The organism is Sphingobium sp. FG125, from assembly GCF_057809795.1.
In genome coordinates this window covers 14,821-38,638 of record NZ_JBMDKQ010000029.1, presented here as the reverse complement: position 1 = coordinate 38,638, position 23,818 = coordinate 14,821, and the positions used below count along the sequence as shown (strand labels likewise).

Genomic DNA, 23,818 nt, shown 5'->3' with positions numbered 1-23,818 from the left:
TCCCACAGAGTGTATCCTGAATGGGAGGTCGGGTGGGGGTGTGGGCCGGTGCGGATACGCCAAAATCTCTCTGTCCTACATATAACCATATAGGTTATATAGCCCACCATGACCAGCCGATCCCTTCCGCGCGCCATGGCGCAGCCTGTCCATCTGGACTTCACCCCCATCCCCCGCCGCTATCGCCATGATGGCTGGACGCCGGAGCGTCAACGCGCCTTCATCGCCGCGCTGGCGGAAACCGGATCGGTCAAGCACGCCGCCCAGCGCATCGGCATGTCGACCGATGGCGCCTATCAGTTGCGACGGCAAAAGGGGGCCGACAGCTTCGCCGCCGCCTGGCTCGCCGCGCTGGATCAGGGGGTGCAGCGGCTGGAGGACATCGCGCTCGAACGCGCCATCAACGGCGTCGAAGTCCCGGTCTATAGCTATGGCAAGCTGGTCGGCACCCGCCGCGTCTTTAACGACCGGCTGCTCATGTTCCTGCTGCGCAACCGCGCCCATGATCGCTACCCCGAAGGCGCGATCCGCGGCGCATCCCGCCCGGTCGATATCGAAGCGCTCAAGCTGGAATGGAAGCGCGAGGAAATGCGACCCGGCGGTCCGGTTGATCTGAGGGTCAAGGCGGCACTGAAGGATGTCGTAAAGATGCGCGCCGAACAGGAAGCCAGGGAAGAAGCCAACCGCCGCGACCCGCGCGGCCGCATCACCATCGAAGGCGACGAACGCGAAGCCTTCGACCGCTGGCGCGCCGCGACGCAAGGCATCGCTCTGCCGGACCCGGACGGTGACGCGCGCAGCCATCGCGATGGGCCGCAGGCGCGGACTTTGTGAGAATAGGTCGGGGATTGGCCGCCGTTTTCCGACCGTTTGCGAGTCCTGAATTCAGGAAAGCGACCGTTCCGCTGTCGCCAATGTTGCCGCCTAACGGCTGCTAAGTTTGCCGATGACCGGTATAGCTGGCAGGGCGCGAGCGCGGGACCAAAATTCTCTATTAAACGTGCAAATGCAGGCATTTCCAATGGCAAGCCTTGCCGATAAAATTTTACATGATACTCACGGCTATCCTTTTGGTTCGGCTTTGAAAACGGGGCGGCATGATGCAGTTTGAAGAAATGCCCGATGAGTATCACGAGATACGCAACAAGATTGCCGACGTCATTCAACAAAGGGCGTCGATCGAGATCAAGAATGTTAAGGACGTGGAGAAAGTTCTTTCCATTGTAAAGGCAGCAATGAAACTTCATGGTGTCTCCTTCAGAGTCCGCACTAATAAAAGGGCCACTGCCGCTGTGGCAACAGCGGGGACCGGTGTTTTGGGGGGAACCACTCTCGCCATGATAGCTGAACTGACGACGCCATTTGGAATTGCCGCGATGGGCGCAGCAGTTGCTCCGTTCGTCTTTGCAGCTGGTATCGCAGGAGGAGCAGGAATATTGGCGCATCGCGTCATCACGAAGAATGCGGATTACGAGATCATCAAGCATCCACTCAGAAAGCAGGTCGATTTGATCTTCAAAAAATGAAGCGAGTTGATATAGAAATGCGATGGATTAGCCCGTTCAGGTGTGGTTCGGCCAATGCCCTTGGAGCATTTCCAGTCAGCAAGAAGCATCAACCCGAAACTGTCGCGGGCACCCAAAACTGTCGCTCTTCCCTAGTCTCGTTTTACTTAGACCTACACTTGCTTGCTGAGCGTATGACTTGATCTCGTAACGCGCAACATAGGAGCGTGACTTTCAGAATCGTTAATCTAATAGTCGAACGGTCGGAATTAGGCACCCCCGCCCTACCCCATCCTCCCCCGCATCGCCGCCAGCACATCCCCCGCCAGCCGCGCATAATCCGCGCAGGCGGCCTGCATCGCCGCGCCGCCATCGCCGTCGCACAAGCCACCATAGCAATGCCGGTTCTGCGCCGCGCGCATCACGCGCAGCCGCCCGCGCTCGACGCCTGCCAGCCCCAGTTGCGCCCCGGCTCGCCGCCATGCCTCCGCCGCGCTGAAAATCCGCCGCCCCGGATGCACGCCGGGGTCAGCGCCAGCGCATGCGCCCAGCCGGTCGATCCGCTGCGCCTCGACAATCATGTCGGTCAGGAACAGGTCCAGTTCGCGCAGGCCATTGCCGATCAGCCTGGCGGGCATCGCGCCACGCCGCTGCGTCGCCGCATCGGGACACAGGCCCAGCGACATGCCATTGGCCAGAAACGCCGCCGCCCGCTCGATCCGATCCAGTTGGCCGGTCAGGGCGGCGTGCGCATCGATCACGGATATTCCCGCCGCGCATGGACAAGGTTGACGATTTCCACCGCGTCGCTCGTCACCCGATACATCAGGATATAGTTGGGATGCACCACCGCTTCGCGCGTGCCAACCACGCGCCCGGTCTGATACAGAAAGGGATGCTCCGCCAGTCGCTCGGCACAAGCCTCTATCGCGTCCTGCAACCGGATCGCTGCCACCGGATTGCGCTGCGCAATATAGCTGATGACGGCCTCAAGATCGTCCAGCGCGCTGGCGCGCCATAACAGACGCATCACGCGCCGTCGCGCGCCCTTGACTGGATGATCGCCCGCGCCCGTGCCATCGCCTCGTCATGCGCCACCGGCGCGCGCGTATCCGCCAGCGACGCGGCAACCTTCGCGTTCAGCCACTGCTCCCAGGCGATGGCCTGTTCCGGCGTCTCAAACTCGGACGTTAAAGGCGTATGCTCGTTCACACGAACAGGATAGGCGAATTCCCCGTCGGCGCAAGCCTGCAGCACGTCGATCAGTTCTCATCCCCCATCCGCAGCGCAGCAATAAACGCCTCCTGCGGAATCTGGACCGAGCCATATTCGCGCATCCGTTTCTTGCCTTCCTTCTGCTTGTCGAGCAGCTTCTTCTTGCGGCTGATGTCGCCGCCATAGCATTTGGCGGTCACGTCCTTGCGCATTGCGGCGATCGTTTCGCGCGCGATCACCTTGCCGCCGATCGCCGCCTGGATCGGGATTTTGAACAGGTGGCGGGGGATCAGGTCTTTCAAGCGCTCGCACATGCCGCGTCCGCGCGATTCCGCGGTGCCGCGATGGACGATCATGCTCAGCGCATCGACCGGCTCGGAATTGACCATGATGCTCATCTTGACCAGGTCGCCCTCGCGATAGCCGATCTGGTGATAGTCGAAGCTGGCATAGCCCCGGCTGATGCTCTTCAACCGGTCGTAAAAGTCGAACACCACTTCGTTGAGCGGCAGTTCATAGGTCACCTGCGCGCGGCCGCCGACATAGGTGAGGTTCTTCTGGATGCCGCGCCGGTCCTGACAGAGTTTCAGGATGGAGCCGAGATATTCGTCCGGGCAATAGATGATCGCCTCGATCCACGGTTCCTCAATCTCGTCAATCTTAGTCGGGTCGGGCATGTCGGCGGGATTGTGCAACTCAATCTCGCCCGCGCCATAGGTGAGCTGGATCTTGTACACCACCGACGGCGCGGTGGTGATAAGGTCCAGGTCATATTCGCGGGTGAGGCGTTCCTGGATAATCTCCAGATGGAGCAACCCCAGGAACCCGCAACGGAAGCCGAAGCCCAGCGCCGCGCTGCTCTCCATCTCGAAACTGAACGACGCATCGTTCAGGCGCAGCTTGTTGATAGAGTCGCGCAGCTTGTCGAAATCATTGGCATCGACCGGGAACAGGCCGCAAAACACCACCGGCTGCACTTCCTTGAAGCCCGGCAGCGGTTTCAACGCGCCATTCTTCACCGTGGTGATGGTGTCGCCGACGCGGGTTTCGGTGATGTCCTTGATCTGCGCGGTGATGAAGCCGATCTCGCCCGCCGCCAGTTCGGTCAGCGTCTCGATCTTGGGGCGCATACAGCCCACCCGGTCGATCAGATGTTCGGTGCCGCCGATCATGAACTTGATCGCCTGGCCTTTTTTGATCACGCCATTGACGACGCGGACCAGAATGACGACGCCCAGATAGGGGTCGTACCAGCTGTCGACCAGCATCGCCTCCAGCGGCGCGTCGCGGTCGCCCTTGGGCGGCGGGATTTTCTTGACGATGGCTTCCAGAATTTCGTCGATGCCAATGCCGGACTTGGCGCTGGCCAGCACCGCTTCGGACGCATCAAGGCCGATGACATCCTCTATTTCCTTGCGCACCTTTTCCGGTTCCGCAGCGGGCAGATCGATCTTGTTGAGCACCGGCACGATCTCATGATCATGCTCGATCGACTGGTAAACATTGGCCAGCGTCTGCGCTTCCACGCCCTGCGCCGCGTCCACGACCAGCAGCGCGCCCTCGCACGCGGCGAGGGACCGGCTGACTTCATAGGCGAAGTCGACATGCCCCGGCGTGTCCATCAGGTTCAGTTCATAGGTCTGGCCGTCTTTCGCGACATAGTCGAGGCGCACTGTCTGCGCCTTGATCGTGATCCCGCGTTCCTTCTCAATGTCCATATTATCAAGGACTTGGGCGCTCATCTCGCGGTCGGTCAGGCCGCCTGTGCGCTGGATCAGCCGGTCCGCCAGCGTGGACTTGCCATGGTCGATATGGGCGATGATCGAAAAGTTACGGATGTGGCTAAGCTGCGTCATTGCGCGCCGATAGCAGGTGTCATCGGCCCTGTCAGCAGGATCGCGAAAGGCCCGTCCGATAAGATGACAATGGCCGTCACTCGGCCCCGCTCCGCTTGGAAGCGTAACAGTGCTATGATATAGTCAGGCAAAATATCGGGCGCGCACAAATTCAGATCAAGCAACAAACGGGGTTCTTGAAAATGCGTGTATTTAAGAGGGTGACAGCAGCGGCGCTCTGTCTGGCGCTGGCCGCGCCGCAAGCCATGGCCGCCGACAAGGGATCGTCCGGTCGTCAGGCCCAGACGAAAAAGCAGATGGAAATCCCCCGCTGCACCAAGCGCCTGGGCACCGTCGCGATCGTCGAGCCGGATAATCAGTGGTGGCGCGAACTGAGTCTGGGCAGCCCCGAAGCAATCATCAAGCTGTTCGTGCAGCAATCTGGCTGTTTCGGTCTGGTCAATCGCGGCCGGTCGATGGCCAGCCGCAATCTGGAACGCGCCATGGCGGATTCGGGCGAATTGCAGTCGGGCAGCAATCTGGGCAAGGGTCAGGTCAAGGCGGCGGATTATTTCATCCAGCCGGACATTGTGACCACCAACAAGAATAGCGGCGGCAATGCCTTTGGCGGGATGCTCGGCGGGATGCTGGGTGGCCGGATCGGCGGGGCGTTGCTGGGCGGCATCTCGATCAAGAAAAGCGAAGCCAATGTCATGCTGTCGGTGGTCAATGCCCGCACGACCGAAGAGGAAGTGATGGCGGAAGGCTATTTCCGCAAGTCGGACCTAAGCTTTGGCGGCGGTGGCGGCCTGGGCTGGATGGGTGGTCTGGCTGCGGTCGGTGGCGGCGGTTACCAGAATACCGACATCGGTCAGGTGATCGTGCTCGCCTATCTGGACGCCTATACCAAGATGGTGACGCAGATGGGCGGCCTGCCTGAAAATGCAGCGGCGGCAGCACCCGTCGCGAAGTAAGATCAGGAAGGGCGCGGCCGGACTATCTGGCTGCGCCCTTTGTCATACCGGGACGATGGCGACCGCTGCCCGTTCGCGTCGGCGTTTCCACCAGCCCAAGATCGCCTCCCCCGCTGGCCGTTCGATCACGCGATTGATCGCTGTCCCCAGCAGCAGCGCCACAGCGAAGGCGGCGAAGAAGCCGATCCAGGGGCTGTAGCCCGCCTTGGCAACCTCCAACATGACAATGAAGCCCACATGCTGGTGGATGAGGTAGAAGGAATAGCTGATCCCGCCGAGCCAGACGAGCGGGCGCAGGCTGAGGAAGCGTAAGTGCCCCGCAATCAGCGCCGCAAAGGCCGCGATCAGGACGCAGGCGACGATGGTGACGTCCCATGTTTCGATCGTCGCCACGGATGCCAGCGCCAAGAGCATATAGGGTGCCTGTTGCCGCCAGCTACGCCGCCCGGCCCAGACGCGGTAGGACAGCATCCCGATGACGAAAAAGGGCAGGTAGCGCAGCACCAGCAGCATGATGATGCGTTCGGGCATATCAGGCCAGGCGAAATAGAGCCAGCGCACCGCCAGCCATGCCGCCAGCACCGGTTCAAGCCGCCTGAGGCCCGCAAAGCGCCACAGCGCGATCATGCAGACATAGAAGCCGATCTCCACCGTCAGCGTCCAATAGGCGCCATCGACCTCGGGCATGAAGGCGAAGCCCTGCAACATGGTGAAGTTGGCCAGGATCGCCAGCGGGCCGACCAGCAATTGGGTCGCATGGGCCAGATATTCGATCCCCAGCGTCATCAGCATCGCCACCAGATAGGCGGGATAGAGGCGCGCGAAGCGGTTGACGATGAAATCCGCGACCGATCCGATCCGGTCGAGCGTGAAGAAGATCGCAAAGCCCGAAATGGTGAAGAAAAGCAGCACCCGATAGTTTCCACCGGGGAAGCTGAAAGGGACATGGCTGGCCTGTGGGAACAGCTCGTGGAAGCGGGTGGAATAATGGAAGATCAGCACGCACAGCGCTCCGATGCCGCGCATGGCGTCCAGCTCGGTCAGGCGAGTGCGGGAGGGAGGCGATCCGGCCATGCTGCGGTATAGCAACATGACAGCAATAAATCAGTTAACATCGTGGTTAACTATCGTGCCTTAACCCTCTTTTGTTGCCGATAGTTTGCCAGATCGCATCAGTCAGGCGGTCAGCGCGCCTCGGCAGCCCGTTTCAGACCCTGCAACTGTTCGTTCAGCACCTGATCGACAATTGGCGCCATCGCGGCTGGATCACTGCGCAAATAGCCCCCCACCACATAGGTCATGATGACCTGAACCCCCTTGCCCTTTGGCTGGATCGTAAAGTCGAGCGTGCCAACGACGCCTTCGCTCTGGAGCGGCCCCAGCGCGGCTGAGAGGCGCAACTGTTTGCCGGGGACGGCGTAGATGACGCGGCCATGTTCGACACTGCCGGATTTGCCGGACGGATCGGGTAAGATTTCGCAAAAACAGCCGCCAGCGCGTGGGTCCAGCGTCATATTGGCCGAAGCGCCGCTATAGGTGTGACTGTCATTCCACCAGCGGCCGGGTGCCGCCAACAAGGCATAGACCGCGCCAGCCTCCGCCGCGATTTCGACGCTGCTTTGCGTCGCAAAGCCGATGTCGCTGGTCGCCGTGACAGCAGAATGGGCTGGAGCAACCATCGCCGCACCAGCCCATGCCAATAGTCCGATCATGCGCATCATGCCCTCCCCTTTTGTGTGCGGGGGGCAGTCTAGCTCAGGCGACGCCGCCGTCCAAGATGGCGGCGATCGCGACGCTGACATCGTCCATGTCCGCCATGCCGTCAACGCGCGACACGATGCCGCGGGCTTCGTAGATCGGCAGGATCGGCGCAGTCTTGGCGCGATATTCGGCCATGCGGGTGCGCACCGTTTCCTCATTGTCGTCGGGACGACGCTTGAATTCGGTGCCGCCGCACTTGTCGCAGACGCCTTCGGCCTTGGGGGCCTTGAACGTGTCGTGATAGCCTTCGCCGCAGCTGGCGCAGGTGAAGCGGCCAGTGATGCGTTCGACCAGAGCGTCTTCATCGACTTCCAGTTCGACGACATGGTCGAGCGAACGGCTGCGCTGCTCCAATATGGCGTCGAGCGAATGGGCCTGTGCCTCGGTTCGCGGATAGCCGTCGAAGATGACCCCGGTGTCGGGAGCGAGCGCATCCAGCGCTTCGCCGATGATGCCGGATACGACTTCGTCAGGCACCAGCGCGCCCGATTCCATCAGCGCCTTCGCCTGCAACCCTACGGGCGTCCCCGCCTTTACCGCGGCGCGCAGCATGTCGCCGGTCGACAGCTGGACCATGCCCCGGCTTTCGACCAGACGGCTGGCCTGCGTCCCCTTGCCAGCGCCCGGAGGGCCAAGCAATATGATATTCATTGCGCGCATTCTCCCCTGTTGTGCGCCCAGAGCCGTTCTGCGCCGATCAGCGCATACGGCCTTTCAGCTTCGCCTTCTTGATCAGGTCCCCATATTGATGGGCGAGCAGATGGCTTTGAATTTGGGTCACCGTATCGACCGTAACATTGACGACGATCAACAAGCTAGTCCCACCAAGGTAGAATGGAATTCCCGCCCGTGCGATGGCGAACTCCGGCACCAGACAGATGAACGCCAAATAGGCCGCGCCAATCACCGTGATGCGCGTCAGCACATAATCCAGGTAATTTTCGGTATTCTTGCCCGGACGGATGCCGGGAATGAAGCCGCCATTGCGCTTGAGATTGTCAGCCGTTTCTTCCGGGTTGAACACCACGGCGGTGTAGAAGAAGCAGAAGAACACAATGCCAAGGCCGTACAGCGCCATATAGACCGGGCTGCCGTGCGACAGATACTGGTTCAGCGTCAGCACGAAATCGCCCAGCCTGCTCTCACCCGCCACAGTCTGGCCCGCGAACTGCGAGATGGTGAGCGGCATCAGCAGCAGCGAACTGGCGAAGATGGGCGGGATGACGCCAGCGGTGTTGACCTTGAGCGGCAGATGGCTGCGGTCCGCCTGCATCAAGCCCTGGCGCGTCTGGCGCTTGGGATATTGGATCAGCACGCGACGCTGGGCGCGCTCCATGAAGCAGATCAGAAGGACAAGGCCAACGGCCATCGCCATGACCAGGAAGATCAGCAGGCCGGAAATCGTGCCTTCGCTGCCCGACTTGAACAGGTTGCTGAGCGTCACCGGCAGCTGGGCGACGATGCCCGCCATGATGATCAGCGACACGCCATTGCCGATACCGCGCGAGGTGATCTGTTCACCCAGCCACATCAGGAACATGGTGCCGCCGATCAGCGAGACCACGGCGGTCAGGCGGAACAACATGCCCGGTTCGATGACAGCCGCCACGCCCGATTGCGCGCCAAAGCCTTCCAGCCCGACGGCAATGAAATAGCCCTGAACCGCGGTCAGACCGACCGTGCCATAGCGGGTATATTGGTTGAGCTTCTTGCGCCCGCTTTCGCCTTCCTTCTTGATCGCCGCCAGCTTGGGCGACAGCGACGCGCCCAACTGCACCACGATCGAGGCGGTGATATAGGGCATGACGCCGAGCGCGATCAGGCTCATGCGCGACAGGCTGCCACCGGAAAAGGTGTTGAAGATGTCGAGGATGCCGCCCTGCGTCTGGCTGTAGAGCTGCGACAGGGCCGTCGGATCGACGCCGGGCAGCGGCACGAAGCTGAGGAAACGGAACACGATCAGCGCGCCCAGCGTAAACCACAGGCGCTTTTTGAGGTCGGTCGCCTGGCTGAATTTCGCGAGGCTGAGATTGGATGCGAGCTGGTCGGCTCTCGATGCCATGGTGGCTGCCCTTCAAATCATGCGTGCCGGAGCGCCAAGGCTCCGGAGCGGAATCGCTCATCCCTTAGCGGGACGGGTTAGCCGTGTCGAACGGGGAGTTGCCGCGCAAACGACAAAAGCCCCCCGATACGCATAGCCCCGCCAACCCATATCGGGCAGCGGGGCCATACATGCAAGTCTGGGACGGCGGTTTAGGCCTTCCGGGCAGCCTTGGCAGCGGCGAGCGCTGTGCCCTTCTTGGCCTTCGCCTTGTCGGCTGCGGCGACGACTTCGATCACCTCGACCTTGCCACCGGCCTTTTCGACCGCTTCCAGCGCGCCCTTCGACGCACCGGAGACCAGGAAGCTGACCTTGGCAGTCAGTTCACCCTTGGCGAGCAGACGGACGCCGTCCTTGCCACCACGAGCCAGCGAGGCGGCCTTAAGCGCGGCATGGTCGATGGTCGCGTTGGCGTCCAGCTTGCCGGCGTCGATCGCCTTCTGCACCGCACCCAGGTTCACGATCGCAAAATCGCTGGCGAAGATGTTGTTGAAGCCGCGCTTCGGGATGCGCATGTGGAGCGGCATCTGGCCACCCTCGAACCCGTTGATGGCAACGCCCGAACGCGCCTTGGCGCCCTTCTGGCCGCGACCGGCGGTCTTGCCCTTGCCCGAACCGATGCCGCGTCCAACGCGCATACGGCCCTTGCGGGCGCCATCATTGTCACGGATGTCATTGAGTTTCATGTCTTGCACTCGCTTTCGCTATGTTCGCGCTGTTCCCATAGGGGGGAACCCAAGAGGCCGGGCCGATAGCCCAGCTGTAGAAAAAACGAAAGAGGGGTTTCCCCCTCTCCCGCTTGATTTCGTCGGATCGAAGGGCGTTAGCCCTCGACCACCTGCACCATGTGGGGCAGCTTACGGATGGCACCGCGGACTTCCGCTGTGTCTTCCAGTTCCACCACGCGGTTCATCTTGCCCAGGCCCAGGCCGATCAGAATCTTCTTCTGGTCGGCGGGACGGCGGATCGGTGAACCGATCTGCTTGATCTTGATCTTGGCCATATCGCTTACTCCGCAATCGCTTCGGCGTCGGCAGCGGCCAACTCGACCGAGGCACCACCGCGACGAAGCAGGTCAGCGACCTTCTTGCCGCGACGCTGCGCCACCGACTTGGGGCTGGTCTGCTCGCCCAGCGCCGCAAAGGTCGCCCGGATCATGTTATAGGGGTTCGACGTGCCGTTGGACTTGGTCACGACGTCCGCAACGCCCAGGCTTTCGAACACGGCGCGCATCGGACCACCGGCGATGATACCCGTACCGGCAGGCGCCGAACGGACCGTCACCTTGCCTGCACCGAAATGGCCCAGGCCATCATGATGCAGCGTGCGGCCTTCCTTCAGAGGAACGCGGACCATTGCCTTCTTGGCAGCGGCGGTCGCCTTGCTGATCGCTTCAGGCACTTCGCGCGCCTTGCCATGGCCGAAGCCCGCACGACCCTTGCCGTCACCAACGACGACCAGAGCCGCGAAGCCGAAGCGCTTGCCGCCCTTGACGGTCTTGCTGACGCGGTTGATGTGAACCAGCTTCTCGATCAGTTCTTCGCCCTGATCTTCGTCGCGGTTGCCGCCACGACGATCGTCACGACGGCCACGGCCGCCACGATCGCCGCCGCCACGGTTGCGATCGCCGCCGCCACGGTTGCCACGGGCACCGCGGCCAGGACCGCGACCTTCGGCCGGTGCAGCTTCTGCACCGTCGACGGGCGCAGCGACTTCAATGGTGTTTTCGTCAGCCATGCTCAGAACTCCAGCCCGGCTTCACGGGCCGCATCGGCCAGCGCCTTGACGCGGCCATGGAAAAGGAAACCGCCGCGGTCGAACACGACGCGGGTGACGCCGGCCTTGGTCGCGGCTTCCGCCACGCGTTTGCCGACATCGGCAGCCGCATCAGCGGTTGCGCCGGTCTTGCCACGCACATCCTTGTCCAGGGTCGAGGCGGCGGCGACGGTGGTACCGGCGGCGTCATCAATGACCTGGGCATAGATGTGACGGCCCGAACGGTGAACGCTCAGACGCGGGCGATTGCCCGACACGGCCTTGAGGGCGGTGCGAACGCGGCGACGACGCCGCGCGAAGAGGGAAAGCTTTGCCATCTTACTTCTTCTTCCCTTCCTTGCGGAAGATGAATTCGCCGTCGTACTTGATGCCCTTGCCCTTATAAGGCTCAGGCTTACGCCAGCGACGGATCTCGGCCGCAACCTGTCCGACCTTCTGCTTGTCGATACCGATGATCTCGACCGTGGTGTTGTCCGGGGTCTTGATCTCGATCCCTTCGGGGATCGCGTAATCGACGTCGTGGCTGTAGCCCAGCTGCAACTTCAGGTTCTTGCCCTGCGAGTTGGCGCGATAGCCGACGCCGGTGATCAGCAGCTTCTTGGTGAAGCCTTCGGTCACACCGGTGATCAGGTTCTGGACGAGCGTGCGCTGCATACCCCAAAAGGCGCGCGCCGCTTTGGTCTTGTTGGCTGGCTGCACCGAAATGCCGTCATTTTCCAACGTGTAGCTGATCTCGTCGCGCAGCGGCATGGCGAGGGTACCCTTGGGGCCCTTCACCGAGAGCTGCCCGCCCTCGATGGTCGCGGTCACCCCATTGGGGATCGCGACCGGTTTTTTACCGATGCGGCTCATTAGAACACCTCCGCCAGCACTTCGCCGCCGACATTCTGCTCGCGCGCTTCCGCGTCGGACAGAACACCCTTGGGCGTCGAGACAATGGTGATGCCGAGGCCGTTGCGCACTACCGGCAGTTCCTTGGAACCCGAATAGACGCGGCGGCCAGGCTTGGACACGCGAGCGACATGCTTGATGGCCGGCTGGCCTTCAAAATATTTCAGCTCAATGCGCAGGCCGGGGTGGGCGCCAAGCGCTTCCTCGGAATATCCACGGATATAGCCTTCGCGCTGAAGCACGTCGAGAACGCGGGCGCGCAGCTTGGACGCGGGGGACATAACGCTGTCCTTCTTCGCCTGCTGCCCGTTGCGGATGCGGGTGAGCATATCACCCAGGGGATCGGTCAATGCCATGAGATGATATCCTTACCAGCTCGACTTGGTGACGCCGGGGATCAGGCCCTTGTTGGCCAGATCACGCAGCTGAATACGGCAGAGCCGGAATTTGCGGTAATAAGCGCGCGGGCGACCGGTCAGCTCGCAGCGATTACGCACGCGAGTGGGGTTACCGTTGCGGGGAATTTCCGCCATCTTCAGACGGGCGATCAAACGATCACCGTCGTCAGCATTGGTATCATTTGCGATCGTCTTGAGCTTCGCATAACGGCCGGCATATTTCTTCACCAGCTTCTTGCGACGTTCATTCTTGTTGATCGAACTCAGTTTCGCCATGACTTAAGTTCTCTTCCTTAGCTAATGCGTTGGGAGAGAAGCGGGGCCGATTAAGCCGCCTGCTTCTCTTCTTCCTGCGGGAAGGGGAAACCGAACAGGCGCAGCAGCTCGCGCGCCTCGTCGTCCGTCTTCGCGGTGGTGGTCACGATGATGTCCATGCCGCGCACCTTGTCGACGCGGTCATAGCTGATCTCCGGGAAGATGATCTGTTCCTTGATGCCGAAGGCATAGTTGCCACGGCCGTCAAAGCTCTTGGGGTTCAGACCACGGAAGTCGCGCACGCGGGGGAGCGCGATGTTGATCAGGCGATCCAGAAATTCATACATGCGCTCGCGGCGCAGCGTGACCTTGGCACCGATCGGCATCCCCTCACGCAGCTTGAACTGCGCGATCGACTTCTTCGCCTTGGTGATGACCGGCTTCTGGCCAGCGATCAGTTCCATTTCCTCGGCGGCCTGGGTGACCTTCTTCTTGTCCTGGGTCGCTTCGCCCACGCCCATGTTGAGCGTGATCTTTTCGATCCGGGGGATTTCCATGACGTTCTTGTAACCGAATTTCTCGGTCATCGCCTTGATGATCTCGGCGTCATAGAGCGCCTTGGAGCGCGGGATATAAATGTCGGCCATTACAGCACCTCACCGGACTTGACGGCGACGCGAACCTTCTTGCCGTCGCGCTCCTCGAAACGAACGCGGGTCGGCTTGCCGTCCTTGTCGGCGACCGCCACGTTCGAGATGTGGAGCGGCGCAGGCTTGCGCTCGATGCCGCCCTGCGGGTTCGACTGGTCGGGCTTGCGATGCTTCACATGCACGTTGATGCCTTCGACAAGAACCTTGTCGTCCTTGGGCATCACAGCCAAGACAGCGCCGGTACGGCCCTTGTCCTTGCCAGCCAGGACGACAATCTTGTCGCCCTTCTTGATCTTAGCAGCGCTCATTACAGCACCTCAGGGGCTAGGCTGATGATCTTCATGTGCTTCTTGGCACGCAGTTCACGAACCACGGGGCCAAAGATACGGGTGCCGATCGGCTCCTCGTTCTTGTTGATCAGCACAGCGGCGTTACCGTCGAAACGGATCACCGAACCATCGGCCCGACGAATGTCCTTGGCGGTACGCACGATGACGGCGCGGTGAACGTCGCCCTTCTTGACCTTGCCGCGCGGAGCCGCTTCCTTGACGGAGACGACGATGATGTCGCCAACGCCGGCGAAGCGCCGCTTCGACCCGCCCAGCACCTTGATGCACTGGACGCGCTTGGCGCCGCTGTTGTCCGCGACGTCAAGATTGGATTGCATCTGGATCATGGATCCGGTTCCTTCTTATTTGGCCTACCGGAAAAATTCCGGCGGTTCCGAATTTCGTGCCTGGACCCTTGGAGTCATACGCGAAGCGCGGGCCTGTAACCCCTTCTGAACGAAAAGGCCAGCCCCGCGTCGCAATTAGACTCAAAGAGTCGGTGACCTATCCCTCAGGCCGCCGTTTCCGGCGACTTGTGGGTGTCCACGCGCTCGATGACCTTCCAAGTCTTGAGCTTGGAAATCGGGGCGGTTTCCTCAATGCGGACCGTCTCGCCTTCCTTGTAGACATTGCCCTCGTCATGGGCATGATATTTCTTCGAACGACGAATGATCTTGCCGTAGAGCGCGTGCTTTACCTTGCGCTCCACGCGAACGACCACCGTCTTGTCGGTCTTGTCGGAAACCACAGTTCCCGTCAGCACGCGCTTGGGCATCGTGTGGTTCCTTTACTTGGCAGCGGAGCTGTTACGCTCCGTCTGCAGGGTCTTGATCTGCGCGATCGACCGGCGAACTTCCTTGACCCGGCTGGGCTTTTCCAGCTGGTTGGTGGCCGCCTGGAAACGCAGGTTGAACTGCTCGCGCTTCAGATTGTTCAGCTCGGTCGACAGCTCGTCGTCCGTCTTGGTCTTGAGGTCAGCAACATTCGCCATGACCTTAGCCCTCCAGATGCGAGGTGTCGCCGAGGCGGGCGACAACCTTCGTCTTGATCGGCAGCTTCATCGCGGCACGCGAGAAAGCCTCGGCTGCGAGCGGACCGGGCACGCCGTCCAGCTCGAACAGGATGCGGCCGGGGGCGACACGGGCCGCCCAATATTCGACCGAACCCTTGCCCTTGCCCTGACGGACTTCGGCCGGCTTCTTCGTCACCGGAACGTCAGGGAACACGCGGATCCACAGACGGCCCTGGCGGCGGATGTGGCGCGTGATCGCGCGGCGGGCCGCTTCGATCTGGCGCGCGGTGATCCGTTCCGGCTCCATGGCCTTGAGACCATAGGCGCCGAAGTTCAGCGCAGTGCCGCCCTTCGCATCGCCCTTGATCCGGCCCTTGAAGGTCTTGCGGAACTTCATTTTCTTCGGTTGCAGCATGACGCTATACCCTATTCAAAATCAGCGCGCCGGACGCACGCCGGAGGTCTGAGCCTCCAGCATGAGCCGGTCGGTCGCGAACGGATCATGGCCGAGAATCTCGCCCTTGAAGATCCACACCTTGATCCCGCACACGCCATAGGCGGTATGTGCAGTGGCTTCGGCATAGTCGACGTTCGCACGCAGCGTGTGCAGCGGAACGCGGCCTTCGCGATACCATTCGACGCGCGCGATTTCCGCGCCGCCCAGACGGCCGCCGCAGGTGATCTTGATGCCTTCGGCACCCAGACGCAGCGCGGACTGAACCGCACGCTTCATCGCCCGGCGGAATGCCACGCGGCGCTCCAGCTGATCGGCAATGCCCTGCGCGACGAGACGGCTGTCGACTTCCGGCTTGCGGATTTCGACGATGTTCAGCGACACGTCGGACGAGGTCAGCGCACCCAGCTTCTTGCGGAGCTTTTCAATGTCTGCGCCCTTCTTGCCGATGATGACACCCGGACGGGCGGCATAGATCGACACGCGGCAAAGCTTGGCGGGACGCTCGATCACGACCTTGGAGATCGCGGCCTGCGGCATGTTCTTGAAGATGAACTGGCGGATCTTGAGATCTTCCAGCAGGAGACGACCATAGTCGGCACCTTCGGCGAACCAGCGGCTGTCCCAGGTACGGTTGATCTGGAGACGCAGACCGATCGGATTGCTCTTGTGACCCATGTGCTTACGCCTCCGCTTCTTCGCCAGCTTCACGCACGACGATACGCACGCGGCTGTAAGGCTTGAGGATCCGGGTCGACTTGCCGCGGCCACGGGCATGGAAGCGCTTGAGCGTGAACGCCTTGCCTACCGATGCTTCCGCGACGACCAGTGCGTCGACGTCCAGATTGTGATTGTTTTCGGCGTTGGCGATGGCCGAAGCCAGCACCTTGCGCACGTCGACCGCCATCGCCTTCTTGGAGAAGGCGAGGATGTTCAGCGCGTCCTCGACCTTGCGGCCGCGGATGAGCGTGGCGACCAGGTTCAGCTTCTGGGCCGAACCACGGATCTGCGTGCCAACGGCCAGCGCTTCATTGTCGGCGACGCGACGCGGAGCTTTTTCCTTGCTCATTAGCGCTTGCCCTTCTTGTCGGCGGCGTGGCCGGGGAAGAAGCGGGTCGGAGCGAATTCGCCCAGCTTGTGACCCACCATTTCCTCGTTCACGGAGACCGGAACATGCTTGCGGCCGTTATAGACGTTGAACGTCAGACCAACGAACTGCGGCAGGATGGTGGAACGACGCGACCAGGTCTTGATCGGCGCACGGCCACCCGCGTCCTGCGCGGCTTCCGCCTTCTTCAGAAGGCTGAGGTCCACGAACGGACCTTTCCAGACGGAACGAGCCATCTCGCTTACCTCTTCTTCTTCGCGTGGCGGCTACGGATAATCATCTTATCCGTCGCCTTGTTGTGGCGGGTGCGGGCACCCTTGGTCGGCTTGCCCCAGGGCGTGACCGGATGACGGCCGCCAGAGGTCCGGCCTTCACCACCACCATGCGGGTGATCGACCGGGTTCTTGGCAACACCGCGGGTCAGAGGACGAATGCCCTTCCAACGGTTGCGGCCTGCCTTGGCGAGGTTGGTATTGCCATTGTCCGGGTTGCTGACGGCACCGATGGTGCCCATGCAATCGGACCGAATGTAGCGCTGTTCACCCGACGACAGGCGAACCATGACCATGCCGCGGTCACGACCGACGAGCTGGGCATAGGTGCCTGCCGACCGGCAGAGCTGACCGCCCTTGCCTGGCTTCATTTCGATGTTGTGGATGATCGTGCCGACCGGCATCTGACCCAGTTCCATCGCGTTGCCCGGCTTCACGTCGGTCTTTTTCGCCGCGATGACCTTGTCACCGGGCGCCAGACGCTGCGGCGCCAGGATATAGGCCTGGGTGCCGTCGGGATAGTTGACCAGCGCGATGAACGCCGTGCGGTTGGGGTCATATTCCAGACGTTCGACCGTACCTTCAACATCCCACAAGCGACGCTTGAAATCGATGATACGATAGCGCTGCTTGTGACCGCCGCCGATACCGCGCGAGGTCACATGACCCTTGTTGTTGCGGCCACCGGTCTTGCGCTTGCCTTCGGTCAGCGCCTTGACGGGCTTTCCTTTATGCAGGCTCGACTTGTCGACCAGGATCAGGCCGCGCTGGGCGGGGCTGGTCGGGTTATAGTGCTTGAGTGCCATGGTCCGCGCCTCAGATACCGGTGGTGACGTCGATGGACTGGCCTTCGGCCAGCGTCACGATCGCCTTCTTGACGTCCGAACGCTTGTAGGGCTTGCCCTTCCAGCGCTTGGTCTTGCCCTTCTGCACCAGCGTGTTGACCGCTTTGACGGTCACGCCGAACAGTGCTTCGACAGCCGCCTTGATTTCCGGCTTGGTCGCGGTGTTCGCGACCTTGAAAACCACGGCGTTGTTTTCGCTCAGGAGCGTCGACTTCTCGGTGATGTGCGGCGCGACGACGACGTCATAATGACGGTTGTCGACGGTTCCGGCTTGCTTTTTAGCCATTGAAACGGGCCTCCAGCTTTTCGACCGCAGCGCGCGTAAGCACCAGCGAGTCGGCTTTCAATATGTCGTAGACATTGGCGCCGACGGCAGGGAGCAGGTCCACGCCGATGATGTTGGCCGATGCCTTGGCAAAGCTGATGTTCACAGCGTCGCCGTCGATGAACAGCACCTTGGTGAGGTTCAGCTTGGCAAGACTGGCGACCAGCGCCTTGGTCTTGCCTTCGGCAACATCCAGGCTGTCGATGATCGTCAGCGTTCCGGCCTTGACCTTCGACGACAGCGCCATCTTCAGACCCAGCGCGCGAACCTTCTTGTTCAGCGAGGGGTTGAAGTCACGGACGCGGGCACCGTGGGCTTTACCACCGCCGATGAACACCGGCGCGCGGCGATCGCCGTGACGGGCGGTGCCGCCACCTTTTTGGCGGCCGAACTTCTTGCCGGTGCGGGCAACATCGCTACGCTCACGGGTGCCGCGGGCAGTGCCGCGACGCTTTTCGAGCTGCCAGGTGACGACGCGATGCAGAATGTCGGCGCGAGGCTCGATACCGAAAACGGCATCGTTCAGCTCCAGATCGCCAGCTTCTGCTGCGTCGAGGGTCTGTACCTTGACCTTCATGGTTTAGCCCTCCTGGCCTTCGGTGACGTCGGTTGCCACGGCTTCTTCAGCCGGGGTGTTCGCAGCGTCATTGCTATTGTCAGCCTTTTTCAGGCTGGCGGGATAGGGTGCATCCGCCGGACGAGCGACCTTGACCGCGTCCTTGACGGTGAGCCAGGTGCCCTTGGCGCCCGGAACGCTGCCCTTGACGAAGATCAGGCCACGCTCGACGTCGGTACGCACGATTTCCAGATTCTGCTGGGTGCGTTCACGATCGCCCATGTGACCGGCCATCTTCTTGTTCTTGAAGACGCGGCCCGGATCCTGGCGGTTACCCGTCGAACCATGGGCACGATGGCTGATCGACACACCGTGGGTGGCGCGCATACCGCCGAAGCCCCAACGCTTCATAGCGCCGGCAAAGCCCTTACCCTGGGTGTGACCCGCCACGTCGACCAGCTGGCCGGCGATGAAATGGTCAGCGGCGATTTCAGCGCCGACATCGAGGAGCGCATCCTCGGCGACACGGAATTCGACCAGACGTGCCTTAGGCTCCACTTCCGCCTTGGCGAAGTGACCGCGCTGCGGCTTGGCGACATTCTTAACTTTCGCGGTGCCGGCACCCAGCTGCACGGCCACATAGCCGTCGCTGTCCACATCCTTCCGAGCCACGACCTGGTTGCCTTCAAGGGCCAGAACCGTAACCGGAACGTGACGCCCGTCCTCCTGGAACAGGCGGGTCATCCCGACTTTCTTCGCGATCACGCCAGTGCGCATGATCCATACTCCCAATAGAGGCCCGCCCACGTCTCAAAAACGACGCCAGCGGGCGTATCCAACGAAAAAACCGCTCAGGATTTCTCCTTCGCGGCCAACCCTTTGCTTGTAGATCACCCCGTCTGGGTTGGATGCCACCCCCTATTCGGGAACAGCGACGGGGGACCAGGGCCACGGCCTAGACCGCGCGGTATCCCTTGTGTCGTTTGAGCTTCCGCCCTTCCCTACAGAAAGAGGGAGCGGAATACCCGATACCCTGCTCACCTTTCGGTCAGCAGGGACTTGCTGGCTTTAGGCCAGCTTGATCTCGACGTTCACGCCGGCAGCCAGGTCCAGCTTCATCAGCGCGTCGACCGTCTGCGGCGTCGGCTGCACAATGTCAAGCATACGCTTGTAGGTGCGGACTTCGAACTGCTCACGCGACTTCTTGTCGACGTGCGGGCCACGGTTGACCGTGAACTTTTCGATGCGCGTCGGCAAAGGAATGGGGCCGCGAATGAGGGCGCCGGTGCGGCGGGCGGTGTCGGCGATGTCGCCGGTCGCCTGATCGAGCACGCGATGATCGAACGCCTTGAGGCGAATGCGGATGTTGCTGTCCATGTCCTACTACCGATGCGAAAGAGCCAAAAAACAAACCGCCCCGTTTAGACCCTCTAGCGCAAAGCCGGCGAGGATCGGTCCGAGGCGGTTAAAATCCGAGCCGCGCGAATCAGGTGACCCGCGCGGCTCGCTGCCTATATTACTTGGTGACTGCCGAAACAACCCCCGAACCGACGGTCCGGCCGCCTTCGCGGATCGAGAAGCGCAGACCCTGCTCCATCGCGATCGGTGCGATGAGCTTGACGCCAAGCTTCACGTTGTCGCCGGGCATGACCATCTCGGTGCCTTCAGGCAGCACGACTTCGCCGGTCACGTCGGTGGTGCGGAAGTAGAACTGCGGACGGTAGTTGGCGAAGAACGGCGTGTGACGGCCACCCTCTTCCTTCGACAGAACATAGACTTCCGATTCGAACTCGGTGTGCGGCTTGATCGAGCCGGGCTTGCAGAGAACCTGGCCACGCTCAACGTCTTCACGGCCAACGCCACGAACCAGCGCGCCGATATTGTCGCCAGCTTCACCCTGATCGAGCAGCTTGCGGAACATTTCAACGCCGGTGACGACGGTCTTGCGGGTGTCCTTGAGGCCGACGATCTCGACTTCTTCACCAACCTTGACGATGCCGGTTTCAACGCGGCCGGTCACAACCGTACCACGGCCGGAGATCGAGAACACGTCTTCGATCGGCATCAGGAAGGGCTTGTCGACCGGACGGTCGGGCTGCGGGATCCAGCTGTCGACCGACTGCATCAGCTTCAGAACGGCGTCATGGCCGATTTCGTTGTTGGTGCCGTTGAGGGCGCAAACAGCCGAACCCGGAATGATGGGGATGTTGTCGCCGTCAAAGTCATAGGACGACAGCAGCTCGCGGATTTCCAGCTCGACCAGTTCCAGAATTTCTGGATCGTCGACCAGGTCAACCTTGTTCATGAACACGACCATCTGCGGCACGCCGACCTGACGGGCGAGCAGGATGTGCTCGCGGGTCTGCGGCATCGGACCGTCGGTGGCGGACACGACCAGGATCGCGCCGTCCATCTGCGCGGCACCGGTGATCATGTTCTTCACATAGTCAGCGTGACCGGGGCAGTCGACGTGCGCATAGTGGCGCGCTTCGGTTTCATATTCGACGTGGGCGGTCGAAATGGTGATGCCGCGCTCACGCTCTTCAGGCGCCTTGTCGATATTGTCGTACGACGTGAAGGTCGCGCCGCCGGTTTCGGCCAGCACCTTCGTGATCGCTGCGGTCAGCGAGGTCTTGCCATGGTCGACGTGACCGATGGTGCCGATGTTGCAATGCGGCTTCGTCCGCTCAAACTTAGCTTTCGCCATTTTATCCTACCTTCTAATCAAATCCGATGGGTTTGACCGCTCGGCCGCGCCTTGCGAAGGCGCGTCCATAGCAGCAAATTCGCATAATGAAAGCCCTAACCGCCCCGTTCGCACGGGGCGGATCAGGATTTTCAGGCCATCTTGGCCTTCACCTCGTCAGCGACATTCTGCGGCACTTCATCATAGTGCGAGAACGACATGGAATAGCTGGCCCGACCCTGGGTGAAAGAGCGCAGCGTATTCACATAACCGAACATGTTGGCCAGCGGGACCATGGCATCGACGGTCTGTGCGTTGCCGCGGCTGTCGGTGCCCTGGATCTGGCCACGACGGCTGTTCATGTCGCCGATGACGTCACCCAGATAGTCTTCCGGGGTCACGACTTCGACCTTCATGATCGGTTCGAGCAGCTTGATGCCCGACTTCTGGGCCGCTTCGCGCATCGCGCCACGGGCACAGATTTCGAACGCCAGAGCCGACGAGTCGACGTCATGGTAGGCACCGTCATAGAGATGGACTTCGAAGTCGATGATCGGGAAGCCGATCAGCTGACCGGTCAGCGCGGTTTCGCGGAAGCCCTTTTCGACCGAGGGGATATATTCCTTGGGAATATTGCCGCCCTTGATCTCGTCAAAGAACTGGTAGCCCGAACCGCGCTCACCAGGAATGACGGTCGCCTTGATGCGACCGAACTGACCCGAACCACCCGACTGCTTCTTGTGGGTATAGTCGATGTCGACCTTCTTCGCGAGATATTCGCGATAGGCCACCTGCGGCGCACCGACATTCGCCTCGACCTTGAACTCGCGACGCATACGGTCGACTAGGATTTCCAGGTGAAGCTCGCCCATGCCCTTGATGATGGTCTGGCCCGACTCGTGATCGGTCGACACGCGGAAGCTGGGATCTTCGGCCGACAGGCGATTGAGCGCGATGCCCATCTTTTCCTGGTCCGCCTTGGTCTTGGGTTCCACCGACAGTTCGATAACCGGCTCAGGGAATTCCATCCGCTCCAGCACGATCGGCTGACGCTCGGCGCACAGCGTGTCGCCGGTGGTGGTTTCCTTCATGCCGGCCAGCGCGATGATGTCGCCGGCGAATGCCTCGTCAACGTCCTTACGTTCGTTGGCGTGCATTTCGAGCATACGCCCAACCTTTTCCTTCTTGTCCTTCACCGAGTTCAAGTAGGTGCCCTTGACGAGCGTACCCGAATAGATGCGGATGAAGGTGAGCGAACCCACGAACGGATCGTTCATCACCTTGAACGCCAGCGCGCTGAAGGGCGCGTCGTCGGTCGCGGGACGGCTGTCCGGCTCGTTGCTGTCCATCTTGACACCTTGCACGTCCTCAATGTCGAGCGGGCTGGGCATATAGTCAACGACGGCGTCGAGCAGGGGCTGAACGCCCTTATTCTTGAACGCCGAACCGCAAACCACCGGGACGAACGACTGGTTGAGCGCGCCCTTGCGGATCAGCGCCTTGAGCGTCGCCGTGTCAGGCTCGGTGCCGTCAAGATAGGCTTCCATCGCGGCATCGTCCTGCTCGACGGCCAGCTCAATGAGGTCGCTGCGATATTTCGCGGCCTTGTCTGCCATGTCGGCGGGAATTTCTTCGAAGAAGAACTCGGCACCCAGCGACTCATCCTTCCAGATGATCGCGCGGTTTTCGACCAGGTCGACCAGACCCTTGAAATCGCTTTCCGTGCCGATCGGCAGATACAGCACGGCAGGACGCGCGCCCAGACGATCAATGATCGACTGTACGCAATAATAGAAGTCGGCACCGGTGCGGTCGAGCTTGTTGATGAAGCACATGCGCGGGACTTTATACTTGTCCGCCTGACGCCACACGGTTTCGGACTGCGGCTCAACACCGGCAACGCCGTCGAAGCAGGCAACCGCGCCGTCGAGCACGCGCAGCGAACGTTCGACCTCAATCGTGAAGTCGACGTGGCCGGGAGTGTCGATGATGTTGATGCGGTGGCCGTTCCAGAAACAGGTCGTCGCAGCCGAGGTGATCGTGATCCCGCGCTCCTGCTCCTGCTCCATCCAGTCCATGGTCGCGGCGCCGTCATGGACTTCGCCGATCTTGTAGGACTTGCCGGTATAATAAAGAATACGCTCGGTCGTCGTCGTCTTGCCGGCGTCGATATGGGCCATGATGCCGATATTGCGATACAGTTTGAGCGGATGGCTGCGGGCCATGATGCTTCTCCGTTGCCGGCGCACCGGCGGTTGGGGATTCGTGTTCTTGCGTGGCCCCTAAACCAATCCGTCCGCCATGGGTAGGCCCACGACGAACGGATGGATTTTTAAGAGCGATAAACGGGGCAATTGTCGATCGACCGCCGCCCCGCCAATCTTTTTACCAGCGATAGTGCGAGAAGGCGCGGTTCGCTTCCGCCATGCGGTGCGTGTCTTCGCGCTTTTTGACCGCGTTACCACGGTTGTTGGCTGCATCCATCAGCTCACCCGACAGGCGGGCGGCCATGGTGGTTTCGCTGCGGTTGCGCGCAGCGGTGATCAGCCAGCGGATGGCCAAAGCCTGCGAACGCTCAGGACGCACTTCGACGGGAACCTGATAGGTCGCACCGCCAACGCGGCGGCTGCGCACTTCGATGCCCGGCTTGATGTTGTTGAGCGCGTCATGGAACATGCCGATCGGATCCTTCTTGGCGCGAGCCTCGACGGTTTCCAGGGCGCCATAAACGATCGATTCAGCAACGGCTTTTTTGCCGTCCTGCATGATGGAGTTCATGAACTTCGACAGAACCTGATCGCCATATTTGGGATCGGGCAGGATGATGCGCTTTTCGGGGCGACGACGACGTGACATAGTTTGTTCTCCCC

General features: G+C 61.3%; 35 protein-coding genes. 3 read left to right on the top strand and 32 right to left on the bottom strand.

The genetic code is table 11. The annotated features are described in order from the left end of the window. Positions 1 to 108 precede the first annotated feature (108 nt). Both ACODSR_RS19465 and ACODSR_RS19460 read left to right on the top strand, forming a co-directional pair. On the top strand, positions 109 to 834 hold the full coding sequence (locus ACODSR_RS19465; RefSeq protein WP_489078237.1) for a hypothetical protein: 726 nt from the start codon (positions 109 to 111) through the stop codon (positions 832 to 834). Between the two features lie 263 nt (positions 835 to 1,097). Further along, a complete protein-coding gene (locus tag ACODSR_RS19460) occupies positions 1,098 to 1,526 on the top strand; it encodes a hypothetical protein (RefSeq protein ID WP_489078236.1) in 429 nt (142 codons plus the stop codon). A gap of 263 nt (positions 1,527 to 1,789) precedes the next feature. On the opposite strand, the gene ACODSR_RS19455 is transcribed toward ACODSR_RS19460, so the two are convergent. The 4 genes from ACODSR_RS19455 to lepA are packed head-to-tail and all read right to left on the bottom strand — an operon-like array spanning position 1,790 to position 4,576. Next, positions 1,790 to 2,266, bottom strand: a complete 477-nt coding sequence (locus ACODSR_RS19455; RefSeq protein ID WP_489078235.1) for a hypothetical protein — start codon at positions 2,264 to 2,266, stop codon at positions 1,790 to 1,792. Further along, positions 2,263 to 2,535 carry a type II toxin-antitoxin system RelE/ParE family toxin gene (locus ACODSR_RS19450; RefSeq protein WP_489078239.1) on the bottom strand — a complete coding sequence of 91 codons (273 nt, stop codon included), beginning with the start codon at positions 2,533 to 2,535 and terminating at the stop codon, positions 2,263 to 2,265. The genes ACODSR_RS19455 and ACODSR_RS19450 overlap by 4 nt, the downstream gene beginning before the upstream one ends. Next, the gene (relB, locus tag ACODSR_RS19445) at positions 2,535 to 2,762 is read right to left on the bottom strand and encodes a type II toxin-antitoxin system RelB family antitoxin (protein WP_489078233.1); all 228 of its coding nucleotides are present in this window, start codon (positions 2,760 to 2,762) and stop codon (positions 2,535 to 2,537) included. The genes ACODSR_RS19450 and relB overlap by 1 nt, the downstream gene beginning before the upstream one ends. Positions 2,763 to 2,767: 5 nt before the next feature. After that, positions 2,768 to 4,576 carry a translation elongation factor 4 gene (gene lepA / locus ACODSR_RS19440; RefSeq protein WP_489078232.1) on the bottom strand — a complete coding sequence of 603 codons (1,809 nt, stop codon included), beginning with the start codon at positions 4,574 to 4,576 and terminating at the stop codon, positions 2,768 to 2,770. A 182-nt stretch (positions 4,577 to 4,758) separates the two neighbouring features. Here lepA and ACODSR_RS19435 point away from each other — a divergent pair, with 182 nt between their 5' ends. Beyond that, the gene (locus tag ACODSR_RS19435) at positions 4,759 to 5,529 is read left to right on the top strand and encodes a CsgG/HfaB family protein (protein WP_489078231.1); all 771 of its coding nucleotides are present in this window, start codon (positions 4,759 to 4,761) and stop codon (positions 5,527 to 5,529) included. 42 nt (positions 5,530 to 5,571) lie between these two features. Here the strand turns inward: ACODSR_RS19435 and ACODSR_RS19430 are convergent, their stop codons facing one another. From ACODSR_RS19430 to rpsG, 28 genes are all read right to left on the bottom strand, one after another. Next, positions 5,572 to 6,603 carry an acyltransferase family protein gene (locus tag ACODSR_RS19430; protein WP_489078230.1) on the bottom strand — a complete coding sequence of 344 codons (1,032 nt, stop codon included), beginning with the start codon at positions 6,601 to 6,603 and terminating at the stop codon, positions 5,572 to 5,574. Positions 6,604 to 6,713: 110 nt separating this feature from the next. Next, positions 6,714 to 7,247, bottom strand: a complete 534-nt coding sequence (locus tag ACODSR_RS19425; protein ID WP_489078238.1) for an SRPBCC family protein — start codon at positions 7,245 to 7,247, stop codon at positions 6,714 to 6,716. Positions 7,248 to 7,284: 37 nt separating this feature from the next. Next, complete coding sequence (locus ACODSR_RS19420; RefSeq protein ID WP_489078229.1) at positions 7,285 to 7,941, bottom strand: adenylate kinase; 657 nt, start codon at positions 7,939 to 7,941, stop codon at positions 7,285 to 7,287. 46 nt (positions 7,942 to 7,987) lie between these two features. Further along, positions 7,988 to 9,352, bottom strand: a complete 1,365-nt coding sequence (secY, locus tag ACODSR_RS19415; protein WP_489078228.1) for a preprotein translocase subunit SecY — start codon at positions 9,350 to 9,352, stop codon at positions 7,988 to 7,990. A 191-nt stretch (positions 9,353 to 9,543) separates the two neighbouring features. Then, on the bottom strand, positions 9,544 to 10,077 hold the full coding sequence (gene rplO / locus ACODSR_RS19410) for a 50S ribosomal protein L15 (protein WP_119745085.1): 534 nt from the start codon (positions 10,075 to 10,077) through the stop codon (positions 9,544 to 9,546). A gap of 137 nt (positions 10,078 to 10,214) precedes the next feature. Further along, positions 10,215 to 10,394, bottom strand: a complete 180-nt coding sequence (gene rpmD / locus ACODSR_RS19405; protein WP_119745086.1) for a 50S ribosomal protein L30 — start codon at positions 10,392 to 10,394, stop codon at positions 10,215 to 10,217. Positions 10,395 to 10,399: 5 nt separating this feature from the next. Then, the gene (gene rpsE, locus ACODSR_RS19400; protein WP_489078227.1) at positions 10,400 to 11,128 is read right to left on the bottom strand and encodes a 30S ribosomal protein S5; all 729 of its coding nucleotides are present in this window, start codon (positions 11,126 to 11,128) and stop codon (positions 10,400 to 10,402) included. 2 nt (positions 11,129 to 11,130) lie between these two features. Continuing rightward, the gene (gene rplR, locus ACODSR_RS19395; RefSeq protein WP_017184040.1) at positions 11,131 to 11,484 is read right to left on the bottom strand and encodes a 50S ribosomal protein L18; all 354 of its coding nucleotides are present in this window, start codon (positions 11,482 to 11,484) and stop codon (positions 11,131 to 11,133) included. 1 nt (position 11,485) lies between these two features. Continuing rightward, complete coding sequence (rplF, locus tag ACODSR_RS19390) at positions 11,486 to 12,019, bottom strand: 50S ribosomal protein L6 (protein ID WP_119745089.1); 534 nt, start codon at positions 12,017 to 12,019, stop codon at positions 11,486 to 11,488. Next, entirely contained in the window at positions 12,019 to 12,414 is a 396-nt protein-coding gene (gene rpsH / locus ACODSR_RS19385; protein ID WP_006960330.1) for a 30S ribosomal protein S8, read from the bottom strand. The genes rplF and rpsH overlap by 1 nt, the downstream gene beginning before the upstream one ends. 12 nt (positions 12,415 to 12,426) lie before the next feature. After that, on the bottom strand, positions 12,427 to 12,732 hold the full coding sequence (gene rpsN / locus ACODSR_RS19380; RefSeq protein WP_119745090.1) for a 30S ribosomal protein S14: 306 nt from the start codon (positions 12,730 to 12,732) through the stop codon (positions 12,427 to 12,429). Positions 12,733 to 12,782: 50 nt separating this feature from the next. Beyond that, on the bottom strand, positions 12,783 to 13,358 hold the full coding sequence (gene rplE, locus ACODSR_RS19375; RefSeq protein WP_294133897.1) for a 50S ribosomal protein L5: 576 nt from the start codon (positions 13,356 to 13,358) through the stop codon (positions 12,783 to 12,785). Beyond that, positions 13,358 to 13,669 (bottom strand): 50S ribosomal protein L24, encoded by a 312-nt coding sequence (rplX, locus tag ACODSR_RS19370; protein WP_489078225.1) that lies wholly within the window; start codon positions 13,667 to 13,669, stop codon positions 13,358 to 13,360. Before rplX ends, rplE begins: the two co-directional genes overlap by 1 nt. Next, a complete protein-coding gene (gene rplN, locus ACODSR_RS19365) occupies positions 13,669 to 14,037 on the bottom strand; it encodes a 50S ribosomal protein L14 (RefSeq protein WP_006960322.1) in 369 nt (122 codons plus the stop codon). Before rplN ends, rplX begins: the two co-directional genes overlap by 1 nt. A 164-nt stretch (positions 14,038 to 14,201) precedes the next feature. Continuing rightward, positions 14,202 to 14,465, bottom strand: a complete 264-nt coding sequence (gene rpsQ / locus ACODSR_RS19360; protein WP_006960320.1) for a 30S ribosomal protein S17 — start codon at positions 14,463 to 14,465, stop codon at positions 14,202 to 14,204. Positions 14,466 to 14,477: 12 nt separating this feature from the next. Next, positions 14,478 to 14,681 (bottom strand): 50S ribosomal protein L29, encoded by a 204-nt coding sequence (gene rpmC, locus ACODSR_RS19355; protein WP_056691689.1) that lies wholly within the window; start codon positions 14,679 to 14,681, stop codon positions 14,478 to 14,480. Between the two features lie 4 nt (positions 14,682 to 14,685). Further along, positions 14,686 to 15,117, bottom strand: a complete 432-nt coding sequence (gene rplP, locus ACODSR_RS19350; protein ID WP_006960313.1) for a 50S ribosomal protein L16 — start codon at positions 15,115 to 15,117, stop codon at positions 14,686 to 14,688. Between the two features lie 21 nt (positions 15,118 to 15,138). Continuing rightward, positions 15,139 to 15,834, bottom strand: a complete 696-nt coding sequence (rpsC, locus tag ACODSR_RS19345) for a 30S ribosomal protein S3 (protein ID WP_006960312.1) — start codon at positions 15,832 to 15,834, stop codon at positions 15,139 to 15,141. A 4-nt stretch (positions 15,835 to 15,838) separates the two neighbouring features. Beyond that, positions 15,839 to 16,225, bottom strand: a complete 387-nt coding sequence (gene rplV, locus ACODSR_RS19340) for a 50S ribosomal protein L22 (RefSeq protein ID WP_006960310.1) — start codon at positions 16,223 to 16,225, stop codon at positions 15,839 to 15,841. Further along, positions 16,225 to 16,500 (bottom strand): 30S ribosomal protein S19, encoded by a 276-nt coding sequence (gene rpsS / locus ACODSR_RS19335; protein WP_017184033.1) that lies wholly within the window; start codon positions 16,498 to 16,500, stop codon positions 16,225 to 16,227. Before rpsS ends, rplV begins: the two co-directional genes overlap by 1 nt. Before the next feature lie 5 nt (positions 16,501 to 16,505). Then, positions 16,506 to 17,342 carry a 50S ribosomal protein L2 gene (gene rplB / locus ACODSR_RS19330; RefSeq protein ID WP_119745094.1) on the bottom strand — a complete coding sequence of 279 codons (837 nt, stop codon included), beginning with the start codon at positions 17,340 to 17,342 and terminating at the stop codon, positions 16,506 to 16,508. Between the two features lie 10 nt (positions 17,343 to 17,352). Then, positions 17,353 to 17,667 (bottom strand): 50S ribosomal protein L23, encoded by a 315-nt coding sequence (locus ACODSR_RS19325; RefSeq protein ID WP_006960305.1) that lies wholly within the window; start codon positions 17,665 to 17,667, stop codon positions 17,353 to 17,355. Continuing rightward, on the bottom strand, positions 17,660 to 18,283 hold the full coding sequence (gene rplD / locus ACODSR_RS19320; protein WP_119745096.1) for a 50S ribosomal protein L4: 624 nt from the start codon (positions 18,281 to 18,283) through the stop codon (positions 17,660 to 17,662). The genes ACODSR_RS19325 and rplD overlap by 8 nt, the downstream gene beginning before the upstream one ends. 3 nt (positions 18,284 to 18,286) lie before the next feature. Then, on the bottom strand, positions 18,287 to 19,039 hold the full coding sequence (gene rplC / locus ACODSR_RS19315; RefSeq protein ID WP_217673615.1) for a 50S ribosomal protein L3: 753 nt from the start codon (positions 19,037 to 19,039) through the stop codon (positions 18,287 to 18,289). A 291-nt stretch (positions 19,040 to 19,330) separates the two neighbouring features. Then, positions 19,331 to 19,639, bottom strand: a complete 309-nt coding sequence (gene rpsJ, locus ACODSR_RS19310) for a 30S ribosomal protein S10 (RefSeq protein ID WP_006960299.1) — start codon at positions 19,637 to 19,639, stop codon at positions 19,331 to 19,333. A 139-nt stretch (positions 19,640 to 19,778) separates the two neighbouring features. Next, positions 19,779 to 20,969, bottom strand: a complete 1,191-nt coding sequence (gene tuf / locus ACODSR_RS19305) for an elongation factor Tu (protein ID WP_489078223.1) — start codon at positions 20,967 to 20,969, stop codon at positions 19,779 to 19,781. Between the two features lie 131 nt (positions 20,970 to 21,100). Next, a complete protein-coding gene (gene fusA / locus ACODSR_RS19300) occupies positions 21,101 to 23,173 on the bottom strand; it encodes an elongation factor G (RefSeq protein ID WP_217673617.1) in 2,073 nt (690 codons plus the stop codon). A 160-nt stretch (positions 23,174 to 23,333) separates the two neighbouring features. Then, positions 23,334 to 23,804, bottom strand: coding sequence for a 30S ribosomal protein S7 (gene rpsG, locus ACODSR_RS19295; protein WP_066606496.1), 471 nt, complete (start codon positions 23,802 to 23,804; stop codon positions 23,334 to 23,336). Between the last annotated feature and the right edge of the window lie 14 nt (positions 23,805 to 23,818).

Coding starts and splice junctions, on each gene's coding strand:
- ACODSR_RS19325 (WP_006960305.1), bottom strand. CDS start 17,667: ATGGCTAAAAAGCAAGCCGGAACCGTCGACAACCGTCATTATGACGTC.
- ACODSR_RS19425 (WP_489078238.1), bottom strand. CDS start 7,247: ATGCGCATGATCGGACTATTGGCATGGGCTGGTGCGGCGATGGTTGCT.
- rplB (WP_119745094.1), bottom strand. CDS start 17,342: ATGGCACTCAAGCACTATAACCCGACCAGCCCCGCCCAGCGCGGCCTG.
- rplX (WP_489078225.1), bottom strand. CDS start 13,669: ATGAGCGCTGCTAAGATCAAGAAGGGCGACAAGATTGTCGTCCTGGCT.
- rplE (WP_294133897.1), bottom strand. CDS start 13,358: ATGGCCGACATTTATATCCCGCGCTCCAAGGCGCTCTATGACGCCGAG.
- ACODSR_RS19465 (WP_489078237.1), top strand. CDS start 109: ATGACCAGCCGATCCCTTCCGCGCGCCATGGCGCAGCCTGTCCATCTG.
- fusA (WP_217673617.1), bottom strand. CDS start 23,173: ATGGCCCGCAGCCATCCGCTCAAACTGTATCGCAATATCGGCATCATG.
- rpsN (WP_119745090.1), bottom strand. CDS start 12,732: ATGGCGAAACTGAGTTCGATCAACAAGAATGAACGTCGCAAGAAGCTG.
- rplF (WP_119745089.1), bottom strand. CDS start 12,019: ATGAGCCGCATCGGTAAAAAACCGGTCGCGATCCCCAATGGGGTGACC.
- rplP (WP_006960313.1), bottom strand. CDS start 15,117: ATGCTGCAACCGAAGAAAATGAAGTTCCGCAAGACCTTCAAGGGCCGG.
- ACODSR_RS19450 (WP_489078239.1), bottom strand. CDS start 2,535: ATGCGTCTGTTATGGCGCGCCAGCGCGCTGGACGATCTTGAGGCCGTC.
- ACODSR_RS19460 (WP_489078236.1), top strand. CDS start 1,098: ATGATGCAGTTTGAAGAAATGCCCGATGAGTATCACGAGATACGCAAC.
- rplD (WP_119745096.1), bottom strand. CDS start 18,283: ATGAAGGTCAAGGTACAGACCCTCGACGCAGCAGAAGCTGGCGATCTG.
- rpsE (WP_489078227.1), bottom strand. CDS start 11,128: ATGGCTGACGAAAACACCATTGAAGTCGCTGCGCCCGTCGACGGTGCA.
- lepA (WP_489078232.1), bottom strand. CDS start 4,576: ATGACGCAGCTTAGCCACATCCGTAACTTTTCGATCATCGCCCATATC.
- rpsS (WP_017184033.1), bottom strand. CDS start 16,500: ATGGCTCGTTCCGTCTGGAAAGGTCCGTTCGTGGACCTCAGCCTTCTG.
- rplR (WP_017184040.1), bottom strand. CDS start 11,484: ATGGCAAAGCTTTCCCTCTTCGCGCGGCGTCGTCGCCGCGTTCGCACC.
- rplO (WP_119745085.1), bottom strand. CDS start 10,077: ATGAAACTCAATGACATCCGTGACAATGATGGCGCCCGCAAGGGCCGT.
- ACODSR_RS19435 (WP_489078231.1), top strand. CDS start 4,759: ATGCGTGTATTTAAGAGGGTGACAGCAGCGGCGCTCTGTCTGGCGCTG.
- rpmC (WP_056691689.1), bottom strand. CDS start 14,681: ATGGCGAATGTTGCTGACCTCAAGACCAAGACGGACGACGAGCTGTCG.
- rpsG (WP_066606496.1), bottom strand. CDS start 23,804: ATGTCACGTCGTCGTCGCCCCGAAAAGCGCATCATCCTGCCCGATCCC.
- secY (WP_489078228.1), bottom strand. CDS start 9,352: ATGGCATCGAGAGCCGACCAGCTCGCATCCAATCTCAGCCTCGCGAAA.
- rplV (WP_006960310.1), bottom strand. CDS start 16,225: ATGAGCAAGGAAAAAGCTCCGCGTCGCGTCGCCGACAATGAAGCGCTG.
- rpsJ (WP_006960299.1), bottom strand. CDS start 19,639: ATGGACAGCAACATCCGCATTCGCCTCAAGGCGTTCGATCATCGCGTG.
- rplC (WP_217673615.1), bottom strand. CDS start 19,039: ATGCGCACTGGCGTGATCGCGAAGAAAGTCGGGATGACCCGCCTGTTC.
- rplN (WP_006960322.1), bottom strand. CDS start 14,037: ATGATCCAGATGCAATCCAATCTTGACGTCGCGGACAACAGCGGCGCC.
- rpsH (WP_006960330.1), bottom strand. CDS start 12,414: ATGGCATTGACCGATCCCCTGGGTGATATGCTCACCCGCATCCGCAAC.
- rpmD (WP_119745086.1), bottom strand. CDS start 10,394: ATGGCCAAGATCAAGATCAAGCAGATCGGTTCACCGATCCGCCGTCCC.
- tuf (WP_489078223.1), bottom strand. CDS start 20,969: ATGGCGAAAGCTAAGTTTGAGCGGACGAAGCCGCATTGCAACATCGGC.
- rpsC (WP_006960312.1), bottom strand. CDS start 15,834: ATGGGTCACAAGAGCAATCCGATCGGTCTGCGTCTCCAGATCAACCGT.
- rpsQ (WP_006960320.1), bottom strand. CDS start 14,465: ATGCCCAAGCGCGTGCTGACGGGAACTGTGGTTTCCGACAAGACCGAC.
- ACODSR_RS19430 (WP_489078230.1), bottom strand. CDS start 6,603: ATGGCCGGATCGCCTCCCTCCCGCACTCGCCTGACCGAGCTGGACGCC.
- ACODSR_RS19420 (WP_489078229.1), bottom strand. CDS start 7,941: ATGAATATCATATTGCTTGGCCCTCCGGGCGCTGGCAAGGGGACGCAG.